Raw genomic sequence first — 21,207 nt, 5'->3', positions numbered from 1 at the left:
GTTTCCCGGCTGCCCACGGTCCGGGAACCCGTCCTGTCCAGGGCAGAAGGCTCCGTGTGCGGTCACGCGGATGGCGGAGTTCTCCGCCGAGCGAGCTGCTCAAGCAGCGCAGAGCGGCAGGTGTCGTGGAGGCACGGCATCCGAGCCGGGAGGACCGCGAGGAGCGGTGGGACGTCGAGCGTCGGCAGGACGACCTCGGCGACGACGGGAAAGAGCCGTTCGTCGACGGCTGCGTGAGCGCGCCGGAGGGCATCACGCCGTAGTGACTGGGCCGAGCCCTAGGCGGTGACGCCGGCGATCACGAAGCTGAACAGCAGGGCTAGGGGCAAGAAGATCAAGCCCGCCGAAAACAGCCAGCCCATTCTGGCGGACACCTTCACCCCGATCAGAATGCAGAACGGCGTCATGAGTGGCAGGTGCAACATGTACGCCGCCAAGACGACGTAGCCAGCGCCCGAGGCCACAGCTTCCCCCAACTGTCCCTGCCTCGACGCATGCAAGAGCTTCGAGGTCATCCGTGGGCAGATATTTGAACACGTTCAAATCACCTTGGCAAGAGATGTCGGTTCAAGCCCATGCTCTTGATCTGCGGCGCGGGGGCCCGTCCGCCCCCGGAGGCTGCTGGTGCGCATCCGCGACGTGCTGATCGACGCCTGGTCGTGGCTCAACTACTGGACGGAGAGGCGAATCCGCATCACCCAGGTGGCCCGCTCTCCGGGCTCGCCCAGTCGTGGGCGCCGGACGAGGATCTGCGCCGGCCGGCCGCGTACAAGACGGCCACGGCCTACTACAGGAATCATGCCGGGCACCTCGGTGCGGCAGCCACGGGCAACGAAGATGCCTGGGGGTGCCGCGAGTTGGGCGATCCCGTGAAGCTGATCGACGCGATGGTCGGCTGCCTTCTCGGCGCCGAGCAGACCGTCATCGTGCCCGGTACCGAGCACGCCCAGGACGACGACGCCGCGTCGGAGGCGAAGGCCGCGGCCGAGGCGCGGCAGCGGCTGGAGGAGTGGGCGGACAAGGAACTGCTGGCGCTGCGCATGCAGCGGTGACGGGGTGTACGCGCTGGCGTGGGAGCCGTCGAACCGCTGGGCCCTGCTGCGCACCCACGACCCGGGGTTCCACTTCCCGTTGTGGCCCGAGGACTGCGAGCTCGACGACGTCGGGTTGCCGACGTGCGTCCACTTCGCGTGGGAGCTGCCCGAGGACTGGAGAAGGACCTGAAGGCCCGCGTCCGGCGCATCACGTACGAGCTAGGCCCCGGATCGGCGCCGCCACGAAATCGGGCGTCGCCAAGGACGGGCCTCGGATTTGGTTGTTGATCGTCCGGGTCCGTCGTCACGAGTGGTGTGAGGCGCACTACCTTGTTCTCCCACATGGGTCGGTAGGCGACATCGACCGTGAAGTCGTGGGCGCCTCGCCCGCTGGTCCGAACCCAAACGCACGGCCTTTTCAGGCTGGTGTGCGCGCTCACCGACAGGTTCGGTCCGCGGCTGGTCCGGGAGCGAGTCATTTCGAGGCCGGATGGTGACGTGAGGCACCTTGTTGATCGCGGAAGGTGGTTCCCCGTGTCGGGTTGCCTGGAGCGCAACGGGGCTCCAGGCAACCGACTTGAGGTTCTGGAAAAACCCGAGTTTCTGTGCCGAGTAGCTCACCAGAACTCCGAACATAACCGTCCGGAGCCGCGACGAGGAAGAGGCTCATGAAGGCGATCATGGGTCGTGTGCGACACGCGCAACCGGCGCTTCCCGTCGCCGTACGGCGCGCACTGACGCGAACGGCTCTCGCCAGGCAGGCCGGCGAGAGCGCGAGGCGTGGCACGTGCCGGGGTCAGACCTGCGGCAAGGAGAAGGGGACGTGCCCGACGGCGCGGCCGGTGGTGTCGAGGAGGCGGCCCATGCGTTTGCGGGAGTGGAGGAAAACGGTGCGGTCGCTGACCTTCAGGTGCGGGAAGCGATCCGCGAGGTGCGCCTCGAAGGGGTCGATGGCGTGCAGGCCGCGCAGCCAGACCATGACGAGGAGGTTGTCGGAGCCGCTGACGGACACGGCCAGGCGGACCTCTTCCCGTCGGCCCAGCGCGTTGCCCGTGGCTTCGAGGTGGGTGTGCGGGACCGCGGTGCGGTAGAGCACGACGGTCGACAGCCCGGCGAGGGGGTGGGCGAGGTCGCAGCGGAAGGTGATGTCCCGGTCCCGGATCATCCGCTGGAGCCGGCGGCGGGCGGTGTGTTCGCTCATGCCGGTCGCGGTGCCCAGGTCGGTGTAGCCGAGGCGTCCGTCACGGCCGAGGGCTTCCAGGAGGGCCTGGTCCTCGGGCGGCGGCCGGTGGTGCATGTGGGCGCTGTACGCGACCGGGTGCGAGGTGCGCGGAGCGGAGAGTTCCGCGTCACCGGACGGTTCCATGGCCCGCATGCGCCAGTCGCCGCCTTCGCTGTACAGGGTGATGCCGAGGCGTGTGCGGGTGGACCGTACGCCTCTCAGGCCGCCGATCAGGCTGTGCACCGAGCGGCCGAGGGAGGGCAGGTCGGCGGCGACGACCGACGCGAGGAGATCGAATTCGCCGGCCGTCTCGTCGACGCTGAAGACCCAGGGCATGTCGGCCAGGGCGGCGCCGGCGGATTCCACGGCCCGGGGCCGGCACCTGACCTCGACGTAGGCGACGGTCGTCGCCTTCGCGGAGTCGTACGCGCTGACCCAGGCCAGACCGCCCGCGCGCAGCCGTTCCCAGCGGCGGGCCGCCGTGGTCGCGTCCACGCCGAGGGCCCGGCCGATCCGGGACCACGGTGCCCGGGGAGCGGCCTGGAGCGCGTCGACGAGGGCCAGGTCCAACTCGGAGAACGGAGCAGCCCCGCCGGTCCCGCGGGAATCAGGGACTGTGGCTCCTCCCGAGATGTTTTCCTGCAATTCTCCAGGGATTCCTGTCACGGACCGGATCGTAGGGGCACTTCCGGCCAATGCCCAACCCCGGCTTCGGCCGCCCGGAGTCGAAGGAGTACCGCGTGTCTGCTCCGCCCCCTCAGCCCGTCCGCAGAACCGTCCGGATCACGATCGTGCTGCTGTTCACCGCCTGGCTGGTCGACTACGCCGACCGGCTCGTCATCAACCTGGCCCTGCCCTCCATCGGCGACGAGTTCGACGTGGGCCGCGGGGAACAGGGCCTGATCGTCTCGGCGTTCTTCCTCGCCTACGCCCTGTGCCAAATCCCCGGCGGCCTGCTCGCCGACCGGTACGGTGCCCAGCGGATCATGCTCTGGGCCCTGCTGTCCTGGTCGGTGTTCACCGCGCTGACCGGCTTCGCCTGGTCGTTCGCCGTCCTGCTGCTCATGCGGTTCGCGTTCGGCGCGGCCGAGGGCGTCTTCCCGCCCGCCTCGATGAAGGTCCTCGTCGAGCGGACCACACCGGCCCAGCGCATGGGCGCCAACGGCGTGATCATGAGCTCGAACGCCCTCGCCGGGGTCCTCACCCCGCTCCTCGTCGCGCCTCTGATCGCCGCTTTCGGGTGGCGCTCGGCGTTCTACTCGACGGCGGCCCTCGGCGTGTTCGTCCTGGTGGCGATACGGGTATGGCTCCCCGCGCCGCTGCCGCCGACGGAGCCGGAGACCCGCGTCGCCCGGCGGCGCGCGGGCGGCGTCCTGCGTCAAGGCGTGATCTGGCGGTTCAGCGCCATGATGTTCGGCTACAGCGTGATCGTCTGGGGTCTCAGCACCTGGATCCCGTCCTACGTCAGCGAGGAGTACGGCGTCTCGCTCGCCTCGACCGGCGCCCTCGTGGCGATTCCCGGTCTCGCCGCGACCGGCGCGATCGTCGTCGGCGGGCGGCTCGCGGACCGTCTCGGCGGCCACCACCGCAGGGTGATCGTGCCCAGCATGACGGTGGCCGCCGTCACGCTGCTGTTCATGGTCTTCTCGCCGTCGCTCATCGGTTTCATCGTCTTCGGCACGCTCGCCACGACCGCCGTCTCCCTCTGCTACATGCCGATCCTTGCCGTGCCGCTGGGCGGCCTCGCGCCCGAGGACGTCGGCGTGGGCAGTGGCGCGATCGTCTTCGGCGGCCAGGTGGCCGGGATGGTCGCCCCGCCCGTCATCGGCGTGCTCGCCGACGCCTTCTCCTTCAAGGTGGCCTTCGCCTCCCTGGTGCTCGGCGCGGCCATCGCCGCCGTGATGACACTCCTCACCCCGCAGGACGCCGCCACCTTCCGGACCGTCACCGGCGCGCCGGAACTCCCCACGCCCGCAAAGGAGCACTCATGACCGCCGCCCCCATCGCGCGCCTGCTGTCCGGCTTCCCGGAGCGGCTGCCCGGCCTGATGGCCCTCTACGAAGACCTGCACGCCCACCCGGAGTTGTCCTTCCAGGAGTTCCGTACGGCCGGAGTTGTCGCGGAACGGCTGCGCGAGCAGGGCTGGGAGGTCACCGAGGGCGTCGGCGGCACCGGTGTCGTCGGGGTCCTGGCAAACGGAGAGGGTCCGGTGGTCCTGCTCCGCGCCGACATGGACGGGCTCCCGGTGCGGGAGCGGACGCAACTGCCGTACGCCTCCCAGGAGATGGGCGTCGACAGTGAGGGCAACAAGGTTCCCGTCATGCACGCTTGCGGCCATGACATGCACGTCACCTGCCTGCTCGGCGTGACCGCCCAACTCGCCGCCGCCCGTGGGGAATGGCATGGCACGGTCGTCGCGGTGTTCCAGCCGGCGGAGGAGGTCGGCGGGGCACCGGCCATGATCGAGGACGGCTTCCTGGATCGCTTTCCACGCGCGGATGTCTGCCTCGGCCAGCATGTGTCCCCGGCCCCCGTCGGTCTCGTCGGCACCCGCCCGGGCACGGTGATGGCCGCCTCCGACAGCCTGCGGGTCCGCCTTCACGGCCGCGGCGGACACGGCTCCACGCCTGAGACGACCGTCGATCCGATCGTCATGGCCGCCGCGGTCGTCATGCGGCTGCAGACGGTCGTCTCCCGGGAGGTGGGGGCGGCGCAGACCGCCGTGGTGACCGTCGGTTCGCTGCACGCGGGCACCAAGGAGAACATCATTCCCGACACGGCGGACCTGCGGATCAACATTCGCTCCACGACGCCCGTCGTACGGGAGCGGGTCCTGGCGGCTGTCGAACGGATCGTCCGTGCCGAGGCGGCCGCGTCCGGCGCGCCCAAGGAGCCCGAAATCACCGCTCTCAACGCCTTCTCCGTCACGGTCAACGACACCGCGGCCACCGGCACCGTACTGACCGCGATCGCCGAAGTCCTGGGCAGTGAGCGGGTGTTCACCCTTCCCGAACCCCTCACCGGCAGCGAGGACTTCGGCACCTTCGGCACGGCGCTCGGTGTTCCCTCGGTCTTCTGGCACTTCGGGGGCGGCGACCCGGCCCACTTCGAGCACATCGACCCCGACACCTTGCTGACGGACGGCCTGCCAGACACGGTCCCGGCCAACCACTCTCCGTACTTCGCCCCCGTACCCGAACCCACGATCCACACCGGCGTGACGGCGCTGCTCGCGGCGGCCGCCCACTGGCTGTGTGCCGGCGACCGACAGGAGAAGTGACGTGCCTCTGGACCCGGACATTGCCGCGTTCTTGCGAAGGCTCCAGCAACTCGGCGCCCCAGAACCAGGGGAGAACGCTGTTGCACGGGCCAGAGCCCGGCTGCGGGCGCTGACCGCCGACCACCTCGACCAGGCCGCAAAGCCCGAGGTCGCGACGGTGACCTCGACGGTGCTGGCGGATTCCGTCCCGGCCCGTGTCTACCGGCCGCATGCCACGACGCCCGTGCCAACGGTGGTGTACCTGCACGGCGGCGGCTGGGTGGCCGGCGACCTCGACACACACGACGTGCACGCCCGGAACCTGTGCCGCGACCTCGACGCCGTCGTGGTGAGCGTCGACTACCGGCTCGCGCCCGAGCATCGTTTCCCCGCCGCGGTTGAGGACGCTTACGCCGCCCTGACCTGGGTCGCGCGGCACGCGGACGCGTTCGGCGGCGACCCTGCCCGGCTGGTCGTCGGCGGCGACAGCGCCGGAGCGACGCTTTCCGCCGTGTGCGCACAGCAGGCCCACGCCGACGGACTGTCGCTCGCCGCCCAACTCCTGGTCTACCCCAGCACGGACATGTCCGGCGCTTACCCGTCGCGGGCCGAGAACGGCGAAGGCTACTTCCTCACCACCACAGAACTGCACTGGTTCTTCGAGCAGTACCTCGGCGTCAGCCCCTCCGATCCTGCCTCCGCCGCGTTCGGCGCCGACCCGCGGGTCGCACCCCTGCGGGCGAAGGACCTGTCCGGGCTCGCTCCGGCCGTCGTGGCCACCGCGGAGTACGACCCGCTGCGTGATGAGGGAGACGCGTACGCCGAAGCGCTGCGGGGCGCCGGCGTAGGCGTCGCGCACCGGCGGTTCGACGGCCTCGTCCACGGCTTCTACGGCATGGACCACCTCAGCCATGCCGCAGGGGAGGCGACGGCCTGGATCAACGCCGCGCTCAAACGACTGCTCGGCTGACAGCCCCTACCCACCCTCGTCCGTGAAGTCCCTTTAGCCGTAAGGAAGTCCGTATGAACCCGAACGACGCCGGTGCCGATCTCGCCTACCTCAGCGCCACCGAGGCGCGACGGCTCTTCGATGCCGGCGAGCTCTCCCCGGTGGAGCTGATGCACGCGGTCATCGCCCGCGCGGAACAGACCGAACCGGTCGTCAACGCCTTCACCGAGCAGCTCTTCGACGAGGCACTCCAACAGGCCCGGCACGCCGAGGACCGCTTCCTCGGCAAGGGCGGCCTGACGCCGCGCCCGCTGGAAGGCATCCCGGTCGCCACCAAGGAGAAGCACGCCATCGCCGGGCGTTCCCTGACCGAGGGCTCCCTCGTCAACGTCGGCAACACCGCGACCGAGAACGCCCCGGTCATCGACCGGATCCTCGACGCGGGCGGCATCGTCCACGCCCGCACCGCCACCCCCGAGTTCTCCATCGCCACCTTCACCCACGGCCGCCTGTGGGGCGTCACCCGCAATCCGTGGAACCCCGACTTCACCCCCGGCGGCTCGTCCGGCGGCGCGGGCGCCTGCCTCGCCGCCGGTACCGCGCTGCTCGCCTCCGCCTCCGACATCGGCGGCTCGACCCGCATCCCCGCCGCCTTCACCGGCACCGTCGGGTACAAGGCCCCGTACGGCCGGATACCCGGCGTCGCACCGCTGTCCGCCGACCACTACCGCGGCGACGGCCCCATGGCACGCACCGTCGACGACTGCATCACCTTCGCCAACGTCCTGGCAGGCCCCGACCCGCGCGACCACGTGTCGCTGCGCCCGAAACTCGTCCTGCCGACCGAGTACGACGCGGTCGCCGGGATGCGCATCGCCCTGTGCCTGCGCCTGGGTGCCTACGACGTCCACCCGGAGATCGAGGCCAAGACCCGCGCCGTCGCCAGCGCCCTCACCGACGCGGGCGCGATCGTCGAGGAGATCGAACTCCCGTGGACCAAGGACGACCTCCTCATCAGTGCCGCCGCACACTTCTCCACGATCTTCGGCGCCCTCGTCCGCGAGATCGAAGCCGAGCACCGCGACCGGATGTCGCCGTACGCGGCAGCCTTCGCCGATACCATGGCCGTCGCCCGTGAGCAGGTCACCTACCTCGACGGCCTGCGCGTCGAGACCCGGCTGCAGCGCGAACTGGCTGAGGCGATTGCCCCCTTCGACGCCCTGATCTGCCCGACCACGGCCGTTCCGGGACTGCCCGCCGGAGACGATCTCCTGGGGCGTCTGGTGGTGAACGGCGAGGACCACGGCGAGCCGCTGTGGGCGGCCATGACGCTGCCCTTCAACATCAGCAACCGCTGCCCCGTCCTCAACGTGCCAAGCGGCCACTCCAGTTGGGGCCTTCCGACCGGCGTCCAGATCGTCGGCCACACCTATGACGACCCGACCGTCTTCCGCATCGGCAAGGCCGTAGAGCAACTCCGCACCTGGGCATACACCCCGAACCACCGACCGAGCGTCCAGCCGACGCCTCTCGTACTGTCGGCCACTGATTGATCGTGGGTCCGTCCTGACCAGGCACTGAGCCTTTCCAGCCTGCTTTCCGAGCTTGCTCGTTGGGCTGACAATGTGGAGAAGCCAGTCCTCGCGGTGCTCAACGACCTCGAGACCACCCGAGAGCCCACTGCCGTGTGATCACGCCCGTCACCCGACGTCGTCTCGCACTTCTTCGCATGCCTCGCCCCACCGAGGGCGACGCAACCTAGCGGCCCAGCTGGTCCGTGGCTGGTCCGGGACGCGCGCAGATTTGCGGCGAATGAGTCCGGAAGGTTGCTGAATGGTCACGGATAGTGGCTGCGGGGCTGTGGGTGCCTGGAAGGGTAAAGCTCCCTCCAGGCACCCAGCTTGAGGCTCTAGAAGAATCCAAGTTTCTTAGGGCTGTATGAAACCAAAACGTTCTTCGTCTGCTGGTAGTGCTCCAGCATCATCTTGTGGTTCTCGCGGCCGATTCCCGACTGCTTGTAGCCGCCGAAGGCTGCGTGGGCCGGGTAGGCGTGGTAGCAGTTCGTCCAGACGCGGCCCGCCTGGATCGAACGGCCCGCCCGGTAGGCCGTGTTGATGTCCCGGGTCCACACGCCCGCGCCGAGGCCGTACAGCGTGTCGTTGGCGATCTTGATGGCGTCGTCGTAGTCGGCGAACGAGGCGACCGAGACGACCGGGCCGAAGATCTCCTCCTGGAAGATCCGCATGCGGTTGTTGCCCTCGAAGATCGTGGGCTGGACGTAGTATCCGCCCGCCAACTCGCCGTCGTACTCAATGCGCTGACCGCCCGTCAGGACCTTTGCGCCCTCCTGCTGGCCGATGTCCAGGTAGGAGAGGATCTTCTGGAGCTGGTCGTTGGACGCCTGGGCGCCGATCATCGTGTCGGTGTCGAGCGGGTTGCCCGGCTTGATGGCCTCCGTGCGCGCGATCGCCGCGTCGAGAAACTCGCTGTAGTGACCCTGCTGGATCAGCGCACGCGAGGGGCACGTGCAGACCTCGCCCTGGTTGAGGGCGAACATCGTGAAGCCCTCGAGGGCCTTGTCGCGGAAGTCGTCGTCCTCCGCCCACACGTCGTCGAAGAAGATGTTCGGCGACTTGCCGCCGAGCTCGAGGGTGACCGGCTTGATGTTCTCGGACGCGTACTGCATGATCAGCCGGCCCGTGGTCGTCTCGCCGGTGAACGCGACCTTCGCCACGCGCGCGCTGGACGCGAGCGGCTTGCCCGCCTCCACGCCGAAGCCGTTGACGACGTTCACGACACCCGGCGGCAGCAGGTCGGCCACCAGGCTCAGCCAGTAGTGGATGGACGCCGGGGTCTGCTCGGCGGGCTTGAGGACGACCGCGTTGCCCGCGGCGAGCGCCGGAGCCAGCTTCCAAGTGGCCATCAGGATCGGGAAGTTCCACGGAATGATCTGCGCCACGACGCCGAGCGGCTCGTGGAAGTGGTACGCGATCGTGTCGTCGTCGATCTCGCTGAGCGAGCCCTCCTGGGCGCGCAGGGCACCCGCGAAGTAGCGGAAGTGGTCGATGGCGAGCGGGATGTCGGCGGCGAGCGTCTCACGGACCGGCTTGCCGTTCTCCCAGCTCTCGGCGACCGCCAGCTTCTCCAGGTTCGCCTCCATCCGGTCGGCGATCTTGAGGAGGATGTCGGCGCGTGCGGTGGGTGACGTACGGCCCCAGGCGGGGGCGGCGGCGTGCGCCGCGTCGAGGGCGCGCTCGACGTCCGCCTCGGTGCCCCGGGCGATCTCGGTGAACGGCTTACCGTTGACCGGACTCGGGTTCTCGAAGTACTGGCCGAGGGCCGGCGGCACGTACTCGCCGCCGATGAAGTGGTCGTAGCGGGACTGGTAGGAGACGACTGAGCCGTTGGTACCGGGCGCTGCGTAAAGGGTCATCTTGGCTGGCCTCCCGTGCGAGCCGCCCGCCGTTGGGCAGCTTTCGCACGGAGGCTAGGCGCGCGGACGTTGCAGATACGTTGCGTACGACGTCGGGGAGCCGTGCGCGGCCTGCTCCGCGTCGAGCTCCCTGAGACGGGCCAGCACGGGCGGCGCGGGACGCACCGAGGCCAGCGCCCGCCACACGTCGATGTCCTCCTCGCCCCAGGGTGCGTGCGCCCAGTCCGCCAGCAGGTCGGGGTCGCCCCGCGCGATGAGCGCGGCCCGTATCTCGTCGGTGAGCCTGCGCCGTACACGAACGACGGCCGGAGCCTGCGAGCCGGGCAGCAGCGGCCCGCCGAACGCGGCGGCGGCCGCCGTCACCGCACCCGTCCCCAGGCGCCGCTCGACCGTCCCGAAGTCGGACTCGACGGGGGAGGCCAGGCGGTAGGGGCGCGAGCCGAGGATGTCGGGGCCGAGAACCCGGCGCAGGCGCGCCAGTTCGGCCCGCAGAGTGACGGGAGTGACCGACTCGTCCTCGTACAGCGCGCACAGCAGTTCGTCGCCGGTCAGGCCCTCCGGGTGGCGGGCCAGCAGGACGAGGATCTCGCTGTGCCGGCGGCTGAGCCGGATCTTGCGTCCGGCGCTGGTGACGAGGAGCGCCTCGTCCCGGCCGAGCGCGGTGAGCCGGAGGCTGTCCGCGTCCGAGGGCGGCGGTGCGAGCAGCGCGAGCTGCGACTCCGCCGCACGGGCCACCGCCTGCACGAACGCCAGGCTGTGCGGATGGGCCAGCCCGTCCCCGCCCGTGATGTCGACGGCGCCGAGCAGCCGCCCCGAACGTGGATCGTGCACGGGAGCCGCCGCGCAGGTCCACGGCTGGACGCGCCGGATGAAGTGCTCGGCGGCGAACACCTGGACGGGCCGGTCGACCGCCACGGCCGTACCCGGCGCGTTCGTCCCCATCGCCGTCTCCGACCAGCGTGCGCCCGGCACGAAGTTCATCGTCCCCGCCCGCTGCCGGGTCGTCCGGTCGCCCTCGACCCACAGCAGCCTGCCGTGCGCGTCGCACACGGCGAGCAGATGCTCGCCGTCCCGGGCGAACGTCCCCATGAGCTCACGGAACAGCGGCATGACCCGGGCCAGCGGATGCTCGGCGCGATAGGTCCCGAGGTCGCCGTCGCTCAGCTCCACCGACGCGGACGCGTCCGGGTTGACGTGCGCCCCGGCGGAGCGCCGCCAGGAATCGGCCACCACGGAGCGCACCGGCCGGGACACGGTCCCCGCGGCGGTGAACGTCTCGTGCGCCCGGCGCAGGACCCGTACCCGCTCGGACGGATCGGTGCCCGGCTCCAGGGCCACCCATGGATCGGTCAAGTCGGCCTCCCCGGCGGGCGATGCCGCGGTGCATCGCTGTGGGGACATCGTCGCGCCGGGGACGCATACGGACAAGCGTCCCGGCACTGATCCGCACGGATGCGTCACAGTGCGTGCGCGCCGGGCAGGCCGGCCCGGACGCGGTCCTGTCCGCGCCTCAGGCGAAGTTGACCATGCGGATGTAGCGGGTCCAGTCCCAGTAAGGGCCCGGGTCGGTGTGGTCCGTGCCGGGGACCTCGGAGTGCCCGAGGATGTGCGCGCGGTCCATCGGAATGCCGTACTTGGCGCAGATCGCGGCCGTCAGGTCGGCGGACGACTGGTACAGGGCGTCGGTGAAGTACTCCGGCTGGTCGACCCAGCCCTCGTGCTCGATGCCGATGCTGCGGGTGTTGTAGTCCCAGTTCCCCGCGTGCCAGGCGATGTTGCGCTCGCGGACGCACTGGGCGATGTGGCCGTCGGACGAGCGGACCACGTAGTGCGCGGAGACCTGCTTGGCCGGGTTCTGGAAGATCCCCAGGGCGTCGGCGTACGTCTCCTGGGTGACGTGGATGATCACGTAGTTCAGGGGATAGCTGGTGGGGCGGCTGGACGCCGTGTAGTTGGAGGTGCTGGCCGGGACGGACTCGGCACCCGGATAGTCGACGGCCTGCGCGCCGGCGGAGGCGCGGGCCGCGGGAAGCACGGCTGCGGGCACGGCGGCCAGGGCGCCGGCCTGGAGTAACCGGCGCCGGCTCGGGAGTGGCCTTCGGTCCATGACTGGTCTGCCTCTCTGTGGGGGAGGTGGGGCAGGGCTCTGCCGACGAACGGTGTGGCGTCAGAAGGTGTGGTGGTCCGGGCGGGGGAGCGTCGCGGCGACGTCCTTCAAGTGCGCGTGCAGCCCACGGTGGGTGTCCCGTGCCGGCAGCCATTCCTTGCGGAGCTTCGCCACACACGTGTAGTTCGTGTCGCAGACGTTGGCGAGCGGGGACTCGACGGTCTGCGAGGCGAACTGGTACGCGTCGAGCTCGCTGAAGCCGTAGTCACGCTCCAGCCAGCGCACCAGGTCGAGTTGGGATATCCGGAACGCGTCCTCGAGGGGCCGCGCCGACCCCGTCGAGATGATGTGTGTGTCGGACTCGATGCGCGGCCACGGTGTGGCGACGCCCTTGAGGAGCTCGACGATCACGACGGTCCGCATGGCGCACTCGACGGCGACGCCGCACGTCTCCCCCTCGCCCTGCCGCGCGTGTCCGTCGCCGAGGCTCAGCAGCGCACCCTCGACATTCACCCCGAGATAACAGGTGACGCCCGCGCGCATCTCCGGCGAGTCCATGTTGCCGCCGTGCGCGTCCGGGACGAGGGCCGAGCGGACCTCCAGGTTCGCGGGGGCCACGCCGACCGTTCCGTGCATCGGATCCATCGGCAGCTCGACCTGGAGGTCGCTGTCGTGCGCGGTGAACCGGGCGGTGCGGCGCTCCCGGTCGAGGTGCCACATCCATACGACCTCGGGCAGCGGCGGCTGGAGGGTGGCCGTGGTGTGGGTGGACGTGAGCGCGCCGAAGAGCGGGACCGTCGTGGAGGCGGCCCAGTCGCGGGCCGGTTCGACGGACACGAAGTGCACCGCGACCGTGTCACCGGGTTCGGCACCCTCGATGTGAAAGGGCCCGGTCTGCGGATTGAGGAACGGGAACTCGCACACCCGCGACACCAGATCCTTCTCGGACCGCACCCGCCCGCCGAAACAGTCCTCCGTGTACAGGTCCAGGACCGTGCCCGGTGCGATCCTGGCGACGGGCGGCGCCCCGCCGAACGTGTAGGCGTACTCGCCCGGTTCGGGCCGCACGGTCAGGATCCGAGGGTCGCTCATCGCTGTACTGCTCCGCTCTGTGAGGTGGGCGCGTCGGGGTCCGCGCCCCGGTTCGGCTCTCCGTCGGATGCGTCGTCGTCGAGATGGACGCGTCCGGTCTCCGCTATGCGTTCCGGATGGCGCCGCAGGAGCACCGCGAGCACCACGACCCCCGCGAGCATCCACACGGCGACGACCGGGCCCGCGTAGGACACCGGCGCCGTCAGCTCCGACACGAAGTCGAAGACCGGCAGGCCCGCGGCGGTCAGCAGCGCGGGCACGAAGGCGACGATGCCGAGGAGCGGGAAGACGAGATGGCGCACGGGGCGCAGCGCGGAGCGGCCACGCCGCAGGAAGTACCCGGCACAGGAGAGGTTCGCCACGATGTACACACCGATGATGACCGTGACGATCACCGTCGCCAGGAGCAGGAACGCCGTCATCGGGTCGTAGGCGAAACCGAGCCCGAGCATGGCCGCGACCGCGACGACGAACTGGACGGCGACGCCGGTGACGGGGGAGCGGCGCCGTGGGTGCAGGCGCGCGAAGCCGCTCGGGAAGACGCCGATGCGGCCGAGGGCGAACGCCGTGCGCGTCGAGACGTTGGCGCACGCGTTGGCGTTCGCGATCGTCGAGTTCACCACGGCGAGGAACACCAGGACCCAGAAGAGGCCGAACGAGGCGCGGGCCACGCCCTCCCACGACGCGGCGCCCTCCGCCCCGAACGTCGCGAACCTGCCGGGTCCGAAGTACACCGACATCGCGTACGTCGTCAGGACGTAGAAGAGCCCGATGGCCAGGGCCGCCCCGAGGACCGCCCGGTGCATGGTGCGCCGTGGGTCGCGGGTCTCCTCGGCGAGGGGCGCAGCGGCCTCGAACCCGGCGAAGGCCAGCACCGTGTACACCGAACCGGCGAAGACGCCGCTCAGGCCCTCGTATCCCGGTGCCGTGTGCGAAGTGCCGAACACCGAAAGGGTGTTGTGGCTGCCGGCCTTCGAGATCAGCAGGATGGCGAACGCCAGGAAGACGATCACCTCGAAGGCGCCGAGCACCGTCCCGAAGCGGGCCGACGCCCGCACTCCGAAGTAGCCTGCCACAGCGATGATCACCGCCCCGGCGAGCGACCACGGCCACCACAGATCCGCGGGGTACGACGACCACTCGTTGTGCAGCGTCCCGGCCGTGGTGAAGCCCAGTTGCAGCAGAAGCAGAGGCGGCACGAGGGCCTCCACGAACACATAGCCCCAGCCGACGAGGAACCCGACGCTCGGATGGAGGCCGCGCGCGGCGTACGTGGATACGGAGCCCGCCGCGGGCAGTTCGCGTGCCAGCTCCGCCACGCACGACGCCGTGAACAGGCAGGCCACCAGTGCGATCAGCACGGACAGCGGCAGACTGCCGCCCGCGAACGCCGTACCGGCCGGGATCGACGCGGCGACCGCGGCCGCCGGCGCCATCGCCGTGATGCTCTGGAACAGGACCTCGCGCAGCCCGATCGCCCCGCGCCGCAGCCCCGTACCGCTCTGAACGCTTGCCCCGGACACCTGAATCCCCCGATCCACGTGGACGCGCCACCGCGCCGAGGCGGTGGCGTCCCGCGTGAATTACGTTAAGGGCCTTGGCGGTTGGGGCGGAAGAGGGCGCGGCGCGCCTGTGGATAACTCGCCGGTTGTGAACAACCGCACGTCAGAGGTCCGAACCTCTGGCACTTCCCGCGCCACGGCAGGGGTTCCCCACGACCACCGGCGTTCTACGCGGCCACCGCCACCGGATCGTCGAGGACCGCCCGCACCACCGAGTGCGCCGCCCCCAGCAGAGGGCCGTCGGACCCCAGGCGTGACACCGTCACCCCGGCGGCCGGCGTCGCCGTCCGGCGCGTCAGCTCCCGCTCCAGCGCGGGCAGTAGCCACGGCGCGAGCCGCGAGAGCGCCCCGCCGAGCACGACCGCCCGAGGATCGAGGAGGTTCACCGCACCGGTCAGCGCGATACCCAGGGCGGTCCCGGCCCCGCGCAGCGCCCGCCGCGTGTCCGTGTCGCCTTCCGCGGCGCGCTCGGCGAGCAGACCCACCCGGTCCTCGCCGGGCCCCAGGCCGGCCGCCCGCAGCACGGCCTCCTCGCCCGCGTACTGCTCCAGACAACCGCGCCCTCCGCAGGGGCACGCCGGGCCCTCCGGGCGAACCGGAACGTGCCCCAGCTCGCCTGCGAATCCACGGGTTCCGCGCAGCAGCTTGCCGTCGACGACGAGCGCGGCGCCGATGCCGATCTCGGCCGAGACGTGCAGGAAGTCGGCGGGGGTGCCCTCGCCGAGCCAGAGCTCGGCGAGGGCACCGAAATTCGCCTCGTTGTCGACGCTCAGCGGCAGAACGGGCAGCGCCTCGGCCGGCGTCGGCAGCAGCGCGGACACGTCCGTGTCGTGCCAGTCCAGGTTGGGCGCCCGGACCACCGTGCGGGTGCCGCGCGCGACCAGACCGGGCACCGCGACCGCGAGGCCCGCCGGGCGCAGCCCCTCCCGTTCGGCACGGGCCGTCACCTCCCGGACCAGCACGGACAGTTCCTTCAGGACGGGTCCGGGCGCGCGCCCGCGGTTGGCGACGCGGCGCACGGCACGCGCGCGTACCGCGCCGCTCAGATCGACCGCGCACGCCGCGAGATGGTCGACGCCCACCTCGGCACCGATCCCGGCGGGGCCGCGGCGGCTGACCGCGAGCGCCGAGCCGGGGCGCCCGACCCGGCCGGGCCGCTGCGGGCCGAGCTCCTCGATCAGACCCGACCGGATCAGTTCGTCGACGAGAGTCGAGACCGCGGCCCGGGTCAGCCCGATGCGCTGCGCGACCGTGGCCCGTGACAACGGGCCGTCGGTGGCGACGGCGTGCATGACCCGCGAGAGGTTGCGCCGGCGCATGGCCTGCTGGGTGTCGGGCGTGCCGGGCCGGGGCTCGTGCAGTGGTGCGGTCATGCCTCCGGACGCTCCCATGGGCTCGGGCCGGCGAACGGGGCCGTCGGCCTTCCTGGATCCTCGGTCGGCCGGGTGGTCAGCGCGGGCCCCTGTCCAGGAGCGGGGCCGCGTCGGAGAGTACCCCGGAGATCCGCGCCAGCGCCGCCGCGTCCTGCTCCACGGGGTCGAGAACGGGCCCCTGCGCCGTGCCCCAGCGCCGCGCCACCGCCGCCGGATCCTCCCCGGTCAGCAGCCCGGCGGCCTGTGCCGCGGCACCGAGCGCGACCAGCTCACGGGCCTCGGGCACCTGCACGGCACGGCCCGAGAGGCGTCGTACGGTCTGCTGCCAGGCCGTTCCCCGGGCGCCGCCCCCGATGAGCAGCAGCGGCACCGACAGGTCGGCGTCCGCGTCGAGGACGAGGCCGAGCGCGCCCAGGAGCGCGTGGACGGCGCCGTCGTAGGCGGCCTGCAGAAGCTGCCCTCCCGTGGTGTCGTGCCGCAGCCCGTGCAACAGCCCTGAGGCGTGCGGCAGATCGGGGGTGCGCTCGCCGTCCAGGTACGGCAGCAGCGTGATGTCGCCGCCGGGTTCGACGGCCTCGCGGTCCAGGCCGAGCAGCGCGGCGACCCGGTCGACGGCGAGCGTGCAGTTCAGGGTGCATGCGAGCGGCAGCCAGTCGCCGCGCGCGTCGGCGAAGCCGGCGACGGTGCCGGTCGGGTCCGCGGGACGGTGCCGTGACACCGCGTACACCGTGCCGGACGTGCCGAGGCTCAGGACGGGGGTGCCGGGCCGGAGGCCGAGACCGAGAGCGGCCGCCGCGTTGTCGCCCGTACCGGCGGCCACCAACGTCCCCTTGGAGAAGGGCAGTTCACCCGAGGCGTGGACCGTGCCGGCCACCTCCCCGGGGCGTACGACCCGGGGCAGCAGCGCCGGATCGAGGCCCACGCGCGCCAGGATGTCGTCGTCGTACGACTCTGTGGCCGATGCCCACCAGCCCGTGCCCGAGGCGTCGCCCCGGTCCGTCGTGCCGTCGCCGGTCAGCCGCTGCGTGAGGTAGTCGTGCGGCAGCCGTACAGCGGCCGTGGCGCGTACCGCGTCCGGCTCGTGCTCGGCCAGCCACGCCCACTTCGTGACGGTGAACGAGGCCCCTGGCACGCTGCCCACCCGCTCGGCCCACGCCTTGGGACCGCCCATCTCGTCGATGAGGCGGCGGGCCTGGGGTGCCGAGCGCACGTCGTTCCAGAGCAGCGCGGGACGTACCGGCCGGCCCGCGGCGTCCAGAGTGACGAGGCCGTGCTGCTGACCGCCGACCGACACCGCGGAGGCCCGGTGCGCCGCCTCACCGCACTGGCGAAGCGCTTCGCACAGGGCGGTCCACCACTGCTCGGGGTCGCTCTCGCGTCCCTGCCCCGCGCTCACCGTGTGCGGTGCCTGGCCGCTCGCCACGACCGCGCCTGTGGCGGCGTCGACGACCAGGGCCTTCGTGGACTGCGTGGAGCTGTCCACCCCGACGACGAGTGGTCCATCGGCTGATGACATCCGGCTCTCCCGTTCCCGACAAGACGATTCCGTGGCTGTCCGAGGTACATGTGCGACAGAGCGTCCATCCCATGCTCTCCCGAGATGCCTCTTCCCAGCGGCGTGTCCGCATACTAATTTGTAAAGTGCCATGACGAAATAGGCGTGACTGGCGAGGAGCCGAGACATGACGTACCGACCCACCCCCGACGACAAGTTCAGCTTCGGCCTGTGGACGGTCGGCTGGCAGGGACGCGACCCGTTCGGCGACGCCACCCGTGCCGCGCTCGACCCGGCCGAGTCCGTGCGGCGCCTGGCCGACCTCGGCGCCTACGGGGTGACGTTCCACGACGACGACCTGATCCCCTTCGGGGCCTCGGACACCGAGCGCGAGTCCCACGTCAAGCGCTTCCGCCAGGCCCTCGACGCCACCGGCCTGATCGTCCCGATGGCCACCACGAACCTCTTCACGCACCCGGTCTTCAAGGACGGCGCGTTCACCGCGAACGACCGTGATGTGCGCCGGTACGCCCTGCGCAAGACCGTCCGCAACATCGATCTCGCCGTCGAGCTCGGCGCGAAGACGTATGTCGCCTGGGGCGGCCGCGAGGGCGCCGAGTCGGGCGCGGCCAAGGACGTGCGTGCCGCGCTCGACCGGATGAAGGAGGCCTTCGACCTGCTCGGCGAGTACGTCGTTCAGCAGGGCTACGACCTGAAGTTCGCCATCGAGCCGAAGCCGAACGAGCCGCGCGGCGACATCCTCCTGCCCACCGTCGGCCACGCCCTCGCGTTCATCGAGCGCCTGGAGCGGCCCGAGATGTACGGCGTGAATCCGGAGGTGGGCCACGAGCAGATGGCGGGGCTCAACTTCACGCACGGCATCGCCCAGGCACTGTGGGCGGGCAAGCTCTTCCACATCGACCTCAACGGCCAGACGGGCATCAAGTACGACCAGGACCTCCGCTTCGGCGCGGGCGACCTGCGCTCGGCGTTCTGGCTGGTCGATCTGCTGGAGAGCGCCGGGTACGAGGGGCCGCGGCACTTCGACTTCAAGCCGCCGCGCACCGAGGACTACGACGGGGTGTGGGCGTCGGCCGAGGGCTGCATGCGCAACTACCTCATCCTGCGCGAGCGTGCGGCCGCGTTCCGGGCCGACCCGGAGGTTCAGGAGGCGCTGCGCGCCTCGCGGCTCGACGAGCTGGCGCAGCCGACGGCCGCCGACGGCCTGTCGGGGCTGCTCGCCGACGAGTCCGCCTTCGAGGGCTTCGACGTGGAGGCGGCCGCCGCCCGCGGCATGGCCTTCGAGCGCCTCGACCAGCTGGCGATGGACCACCTGCTGGCGGCCCGCGGCTGACCGTCACGCGCGCGTGGTGCCCGACCGGCCCCCACGCGCGCGTTGCGCCAGGTTCGGCCCCCGCCCACTTCCGTGCGGGGGCCGAACCACGGCAGAACGTGCAGCCTCTGCCCCCGGGTGCGAGAAGGTGCGGCAAGACGCGCTGCGAAGCCGCCGCGTGCCGCCCGACCTGCTGGAGCGGGGACCGGCGCTTGGGGTACGTCCTGGGCCGGTCGGCGTGCCTATCTGGCGAGCGGGGCGGGGGCGTCGCTCGTTCCGGGCGCCGGATGTCGGCGCGAGCAGGTCGCAGCCCAGCCGTTCACGCCCCCACCCACACCGTCGTGATGTTGCAGAACTCGCGGATTCCGTGGTCGGACAGTTCTCGGCCGTAGCCGGAGCGCTTGATGCCGCCGAAGGGGAACGCCGGGTGGGAGGCGGTCATACCGTTCACGTAGACGCCGCCCGCCTCGATGTCGCGGGCGAAGCGGTCGATCTCCGCGGCGTCGTGCGTCCATACGTTGGAGCTCAGGCCGAACGGTGAGTCGTTGGCGAGGGCCACGGCCTCGTCCAGGTCGCCGACGCGGTACAGCGTGGCGACCGGGCCGAAGGTCTCCTCGCGGTGGATGCGCATGTCCTGCGTGATGTCGGCGATGACCGTCGGCTCGTAGTACCAGCCGCTCTTGGCGTACGCCTCGGGGCGTTGTCCGCCGCACAGCACCGTGGCGCCGCACTCCACGGCGTCGTCCACGAGTTCCTCCAGGTCGGCGCGGCCCTGCTCGCTGGCGAGCGGCCCGACGTCGGTGTTCTCGTCCATCGGGTCGCCGACCCGCAGGGCCCGCATCCCGGAGACGAAAAGCTCGGCGAACTCGTCGTAGACGTCCGCGTGCACGATGAACCGCTTCGCCGCGATGCAGGACTGCCCGTTGTTCTGCGCCCGCGCCGTCACCGCGACCCTCGCCGCCTTCGCCACGTCGGCCGACGGCATCACGACGAACGGGTCACTGCCGCCCAGCTCCAGAACCGTCTTCTTGACCTCGTCGCCCGCGATCGAGGCGACGGAACGCCCCGCCGGCTCGCTGCCGGTCAGCGTCGCCGCCACGACCCGCTCGTCCCGCAGCACGCCCTCGACCGCGCGGGAACCGATGAGCAGCGTCTGGAAGCACCCGTCCGGGAACCCGGCCCTGCGGAACAGATCCTGGAGGTAGAGCGCGGTCTGCGGCACGTTCGACGCGTGCTTGAGCAGCCCTACGTTGCCTGCCATCAGAGCGGGCGCGGCGAACCGCACGACCTGCCACAGGGGGAAGTTCCACGGCATCACGGCGAGGACGATGCCCAGCGGCCGGTAGCGCACGTGGGCGCTGACCGCGCCGGAGTCCTCCACGTCCCGGGCAGAGGGGTGCTCGTCGGCGAGGAGCTCCTGGGCGTGCTCCGCGTACCAGCGCATCGCCTTCGCGCACTTCGCGGCCTCCGCGCGGGCCGCCACGACGGGCTTGCCCATCTCGGTGGTCATGACGCGCGCGATGTCGTCACGGTCCGCGTCGAGCAGGTCGGCGGCGGTCTGGAGCAGCCGGGCCCGTTCGAAGAACGTGGTGGTGCGGTACGTGCGGAACGTGCCGGCGGCGAGGAGGAGCCGGTGCTCGATCTCCTCGTCGGTCAGGGCGTCGTACGTCTTGAGCGTCTCGCCGTTCGCGGGGTTGACCGTCGCGATGGGCATGGGGGTGACCTCCTCTGCGCGGTGCTTCGACCTTCCCGCGTCACGTCGCGCCGCGCAACGCGGACGGGCCGTGTACCCGGTGGCGCGGGCGTCAGACGTGCCCGGCGAGCCGGTCGAGGAAGACGGCCTGTGCCTGCACGACGAGGGCGCGCCCGGCGTCGAGCCCGAGCCAGGCCGCGCGGTCCAGCTCGGGGAACTCGGCCATGCGCCCCGAGCCCTTCGGCCACTCCATCGTGAACGTGCCCGGCACGAAGCCGTCCAGGTCGAGGTCACCCTCCACGGCCCACACGGTGACGTGCTTGCCGCCCGACTGCACGGTGTCGCCGAGCGGCACCGGTGTGCCGTCCGGCGGGGCAAGGCCCAGTTCCTCCTGGAACTCCCTGCGCGCCGCAGCCCACGGCTCCTCGCCGTCCTCGTACTCGCCCTTCGGCACGGTCCACGCCCTGGCGTCGCGACGCTCCCAGAACGGGCCGCCCATGTGTCCGAGCAACACCTCGGTCCCGGCGGCCGTGCGCCGGAACAGGAGCAGGCCCGCGCTCTGCTTCTTGTACGCCATGGGACCAGTGTCGGCGCGCTGCATGTGAACGGCGCCCTCCGTGCGGCCCTCCGAGTGCTGCGAGGGCCGCCGCGCCGG

General features: G+C 71.3%; 19 protein-coding genes. 8 read left to right on the top strand and 11 right to left on the bottom strand.

Annotation, left to right across the window (positions count from 1 at the left end; all coding sequences use genetic code 11):
• Positions 1-56: 56 nt before the first annotated feature.
• Positions 57-263, top strand: a complete 207-nt coding sequence (locus OHO83_RS05555; protein ID WP_330278830.1) for a hypothetical protein — start codon at positions 57-59, stop codon at positions 261-263.
• 15 nt (positions 264-278) lie between these two features.
• Here the strand turns inward: OHO83_RS05555 and OHO83_RS05550 are convergent, their stop codons facing one another.
• Positions 279-515 (bottom strand): hypothetical protein, encoded by a 237-nt coding sequence (locus OHO83_RS05550; RefSeq protein WP_330278829.1) that lies wholly within the window; start codon positions 513-515, stop codon positions 279-281.
• A gap of 144 nt (positions 516-659) precedes the next feature.
• On the opposite strand from OHO83_RS05550, the gene OHO83_RS05545 reads away from it, so the two are divergent.
• Both OHO83_RS05545 and OHO83_RS05540 read left to right on the top strand, forming a co-directional pair.
• Positions 660-1,052: a hypothetical protein gene (locus tag OHO83_RS05545; RefSeq protein WP_330278828.1), complete on the top strand. Its 393-nt coding sequence runs from the start codon at positions 660-662 to the stop codon at positions 1,050-1,052.
• Positions 1,053-1,056: 4 nt separating this feature from the next.
• Positions 1,057-1,224, top strand: coding sequence for a hypothetical protein (locus OHO83_RS05540; RefSeq protein ID WP_330278827.1), 168 nt, complete (start codon positions 1,057-1,059; stop codon positions 1,222-1,224).
• A 606-nt stretch (positions 1,225-1,830) separates the two neighbouring features.
• On the opposite strand, the gene OHO83_RS05535 is transcribed toward OHO83_RS05540, so the two are convergent.
• Positions 1,831-2,922, bottom strand: a complete 1,092-nt coding sequence (locus tag OHO83_RS05535; protein WP_330278826.1) for an Lrp/AsnC family transcriptional regulator — start codon at positions 2,920-2,922, stop codon at positions 1,831-1,833.
• A 74-nt stretch (positions 2,923-2,996) separates the two neighbouring features.
• Between OHO83_RS05535 and OHO83_RS05530 the strand changes: the two genes are divergently transcribed.
• The 4 genes from OHO83_RS05530 to OHO83_RS05515 are packed head-to-tail and all read left to right on the top strand — an operon-like array spanning position 2,997 to position 8,017.
• Positions 2,997-4,247 (top strand): MFS transporter, encoded by a 1,251-nt coding sequence (locus OHO83_RS05530; RefSeq protein WP_330278825.1) that lies wholly within the window; start codon positions 2,997-2,999, stop codon positions 4,245-4,247.
• Positions 4,244-5,536 (top strand): amidohydrolase, encoded by a 1,293-nt coding sequence (locus OHO83_RS05525; RefSeq protein ID WP_330278824.1) that lies wholly within the window; start codon positions 4,244-4,246, stop codon positions 5,534-5,536. The genes OHO83_RS05530 and OHO83_RS05525 overlap by 4 nt, the downstream gene beginning before the upstream one ends.
• 1 nt (position 5,537) lies before the next feature.
• Positions 5,538-6,485, top strand: a complete 948-nt coding sequence (locus OHO83_RS05520; RefSeq protein ID WP_330278823.1) for an alpha/beta hydrolase — start codon at positions 5,538-5,540, stop codon at positions 6,483-6,485.
• A gap of 53 nt (positions 6,486-6,538) precedes the next feature.
• Positions 6,539-8,017: an amidase gene (locus OHO83_RS05515; protein ID WP_330278822.1), complete on the top strand. Its 1,479-nt coding sequence runs from the start codon at positions 6,539-6,541 to the stop codon at positions 8,015-8,017.
• Between the two features lie 356 nt (positions 8,018-8,373).
• On the opposite strand, the gene exaC is transcribed toward OHO83_RS05515, so the two are convergent.
• The 7 genes from exaC to xylB all read right to left on the bottom strand — a co-directional run bounded on the left by exaC (position 8,374) and on the right by xylB (position 17,547).
• The gene (exaC, locus tag OHO83_RS05510; protein WP_330278821.1) at positions 8,374-9,897 is read right to left on the bottom strand and encodes an acetaldehyde dehydrogenase ExaC; all 1,524 of its coding nucleotides are present in this window, start codon (positions 9,895-9,897) and stop codon (positions 8,374-8,376) included.
• Between the two features lie 54 nt (positions 9,898-9,951).
• Complete coding sequence (locus OHO83_RS05505; protein WP_266678316.1) at positions 9,952-11,250, bottom strand: GAF domain-containing protein; 1,299 nt, start codon at positions 11,248-11,250, stop codon at positions 9,952-9,954.
• A gap of 157 nt (positions 11,251-11,407) precedes the next feature.
• On the bottom strand, positions 11,408-12,004 hold the full coding sequence (locus tag OHO83_RS05500) for an N-acetylmuramoyl-L-alanine amidase (RefSeq protein WP_266678318.1): 597 nt from the start codon (positions 12,002-12,004) through the stop codon (positions 11,408-11,410).
• 60 nt (positions 12,005-12,064) lie between these two features.
• On the bottom strand, positions 12,065-13,096 hold the full coding sequence (locus tag OHO83_RS05495) for an acetamidase/formamidase family protein (RefSeq protein ID WP_330278820.1): 1,032 nt from the start codon (positions 13,094-13,096) through the stop codon (positions 12,065-12,067).
• Positions 13,093-14,619, bottom strand: coding sequence for an APC family permease (locus OHO83_RS05490; RefSeq protein ID WP_330278819.1), 1,527 nt, complete (start codon positions 14,617-14,619; stop codon positions 13,093-13,095). Before OHO83_RS05490 ends, OHO83_RS05495 begins: the two co-directional genes overlap by 4 nt.
• A 206-nt stretch (positions 14,620-14,825) precedes the next feature.
• Positions 14,826-16,031, bottom strand: coding sequence for an ROK family transcriptional regulator (locus tag OHO83_RS05485; protein ID WP_329432331.1), 1,206 nt, complete (start codon positions 16,029-16,031; stop codon positions 14,826-14,828).
• A gap of 76 nt (positions 16,032-16,107) precedes the next feature.
• A complete protein-coding gene (gene xylB, locus OHO83_RS05480; RefSeq protein WP_266678328.1) occupies positions 16,108-17,547 on the bottom strand; it encodes a xylulokinase in 1,440 nt (479 codons plus the stop codon).
• 166 nt (positions 17,548-17,713) lie between these two features.
• Here xylB and xylA point away from each other — a divergent pair, with 166 nt between their 5' ends.
• Complete coding sequence (gene xylA, locus OHO83_RS05475; RefSeq protein WP_266678330.1) at positions 17,714-18,880, top strand: xylose isomerase; 1,167 nt, start codon at positions 17,714-17,716, stop codon at positions 18,878-18,880.
• A 298-nt stretch (positions 18,881-19,178) separates the two neighbouring features.
• Here xylA and OHO83_RS05470 read toward each other — a convergent pair whose 3' ends face one another.
• Together OHO83_RS05470 and OHO83_RS05465 are read right to left on the bottom strand one after the other, a co-directional pair.
• On the bottom strand, positions 19,179-20,573 hold the full coding sequence (locus OHO83_RS05470; protein WP_266678332.1) for an NADP-dependent succinic semialdehyde dehydrogenase: 1,395 nt from the start codon (positions 20,571-20,573) through the stop codon (positions 19,179-19,181).
• Between the two features lie 91 nt (positions 20,574-20,664).
• The gene (locus tag OHO83_RS05465; protein WP_266678334.1) at positions 20,665-21,129 is read right to left on the bottom strand and encodes an NUDIX domain-containing protein; all 465 of its coding nucleotides are present in this window, start codon (positions 21,127-21,129) and stop codon (positions 20,665-20,667) included.
• Between the last annotated feature and the right edge of the window lie 78 nt (positions 21,130-21,207).

Origin of the sequence: Streptomyces sp. NBC_00569 (assembly GCF_036345255.1) — a bacterium.
Classification (GTDB): Bacteria; Actinomycetota; Actinomycetes; order Streptomycetales; family Streptomycetaceae; genus Streptomyces.
Note: the sequence above shows the minus strand (reverse complement) of the source record. Positions and strands in the feature narration are given on the sequence as shown.

Excerpts from the sequence above, each read along its gene's own strand:
- OHO83_RS05500 (WP_266678318.1), bottom strand. The coding sequence starts at position 12,004 with ATGGACCGAAGGCCACTCCCGAGCCGGCGCCGGTTACTCCAGGCCGGC.
- xylB (WP_266678328.1), bottom strand. The coding sequence starts at position 17,547 with ATGTCATCAGCCGATGGACCACTCGTCGTCGGGGTGGACAGCTCCACG.
- OHO83_RS05495 (WP_330278820.1), bottom strand. The coding sequence starts at position 13,096 with ATGAGCGACCCTCGGATCCTGACCGTGCGGCCCGAACCGGGCGAGTAC.
- xylA (WP_266678330.1), top strand. The coding sequence starts at position 17,714 with ATGACGTACCGACCCACCCCCGACGACAAGTTCAGCTTCGGCCTGTGG.
- exaC (WP_330278821.1), bottom strand. The coding sequence starts at position 9,897 with ATGACCCTTTACGCAGCGCCCGGTACCAACGGCTCAGTCGTCTCCTAC.
- OHO83_RS05485 (WP_329432331.1), bottom strand. The coding sequence starts at position 16,031 with ATGACCGCACCACTGCACGAGCCCCGGCCCGGCACGCCCGACACCCAG.
- OHO83_RS05465 (WP_266678334.1), bottom strand. The coding sequence starts at position 21,129 with ATGGCGTACAAGAAGCAGAGCGCGGGCCTGCTCCTGTTCCGGCGCACG.
- OHO83_RS05550 (WP_330278829.1), bottom strand. The coding sequence starts at position 515 with ATGACCTCGAAGCTCTTGCATGCGTCGAGGCAGGGACAGTTGGGGGAA.
- OHO83_RS05470 (WP_266678332.1), bottom strand. The coding sequence starts at position 20,573 with ATGCCCATCGCGACGGTCAACCCCGCGAACGGCGAGACGCTCAAGACG.
- OHO83_RS05525 (WP_330278824.1), top strand. The coding sequence starts at position 4,244 with ATGACCGCCGCCCCCATCGCGCGCCTGCTGTCCGGCTTCCCGGAGCGG.
- OHO83_RS05515 (WP_330278822.1), top strand. The coding sequence starts at position 6,539 with ATGAACCCGAACGACGCCGGTGCCGATCTCGCCTACCTCAGCGCCACC.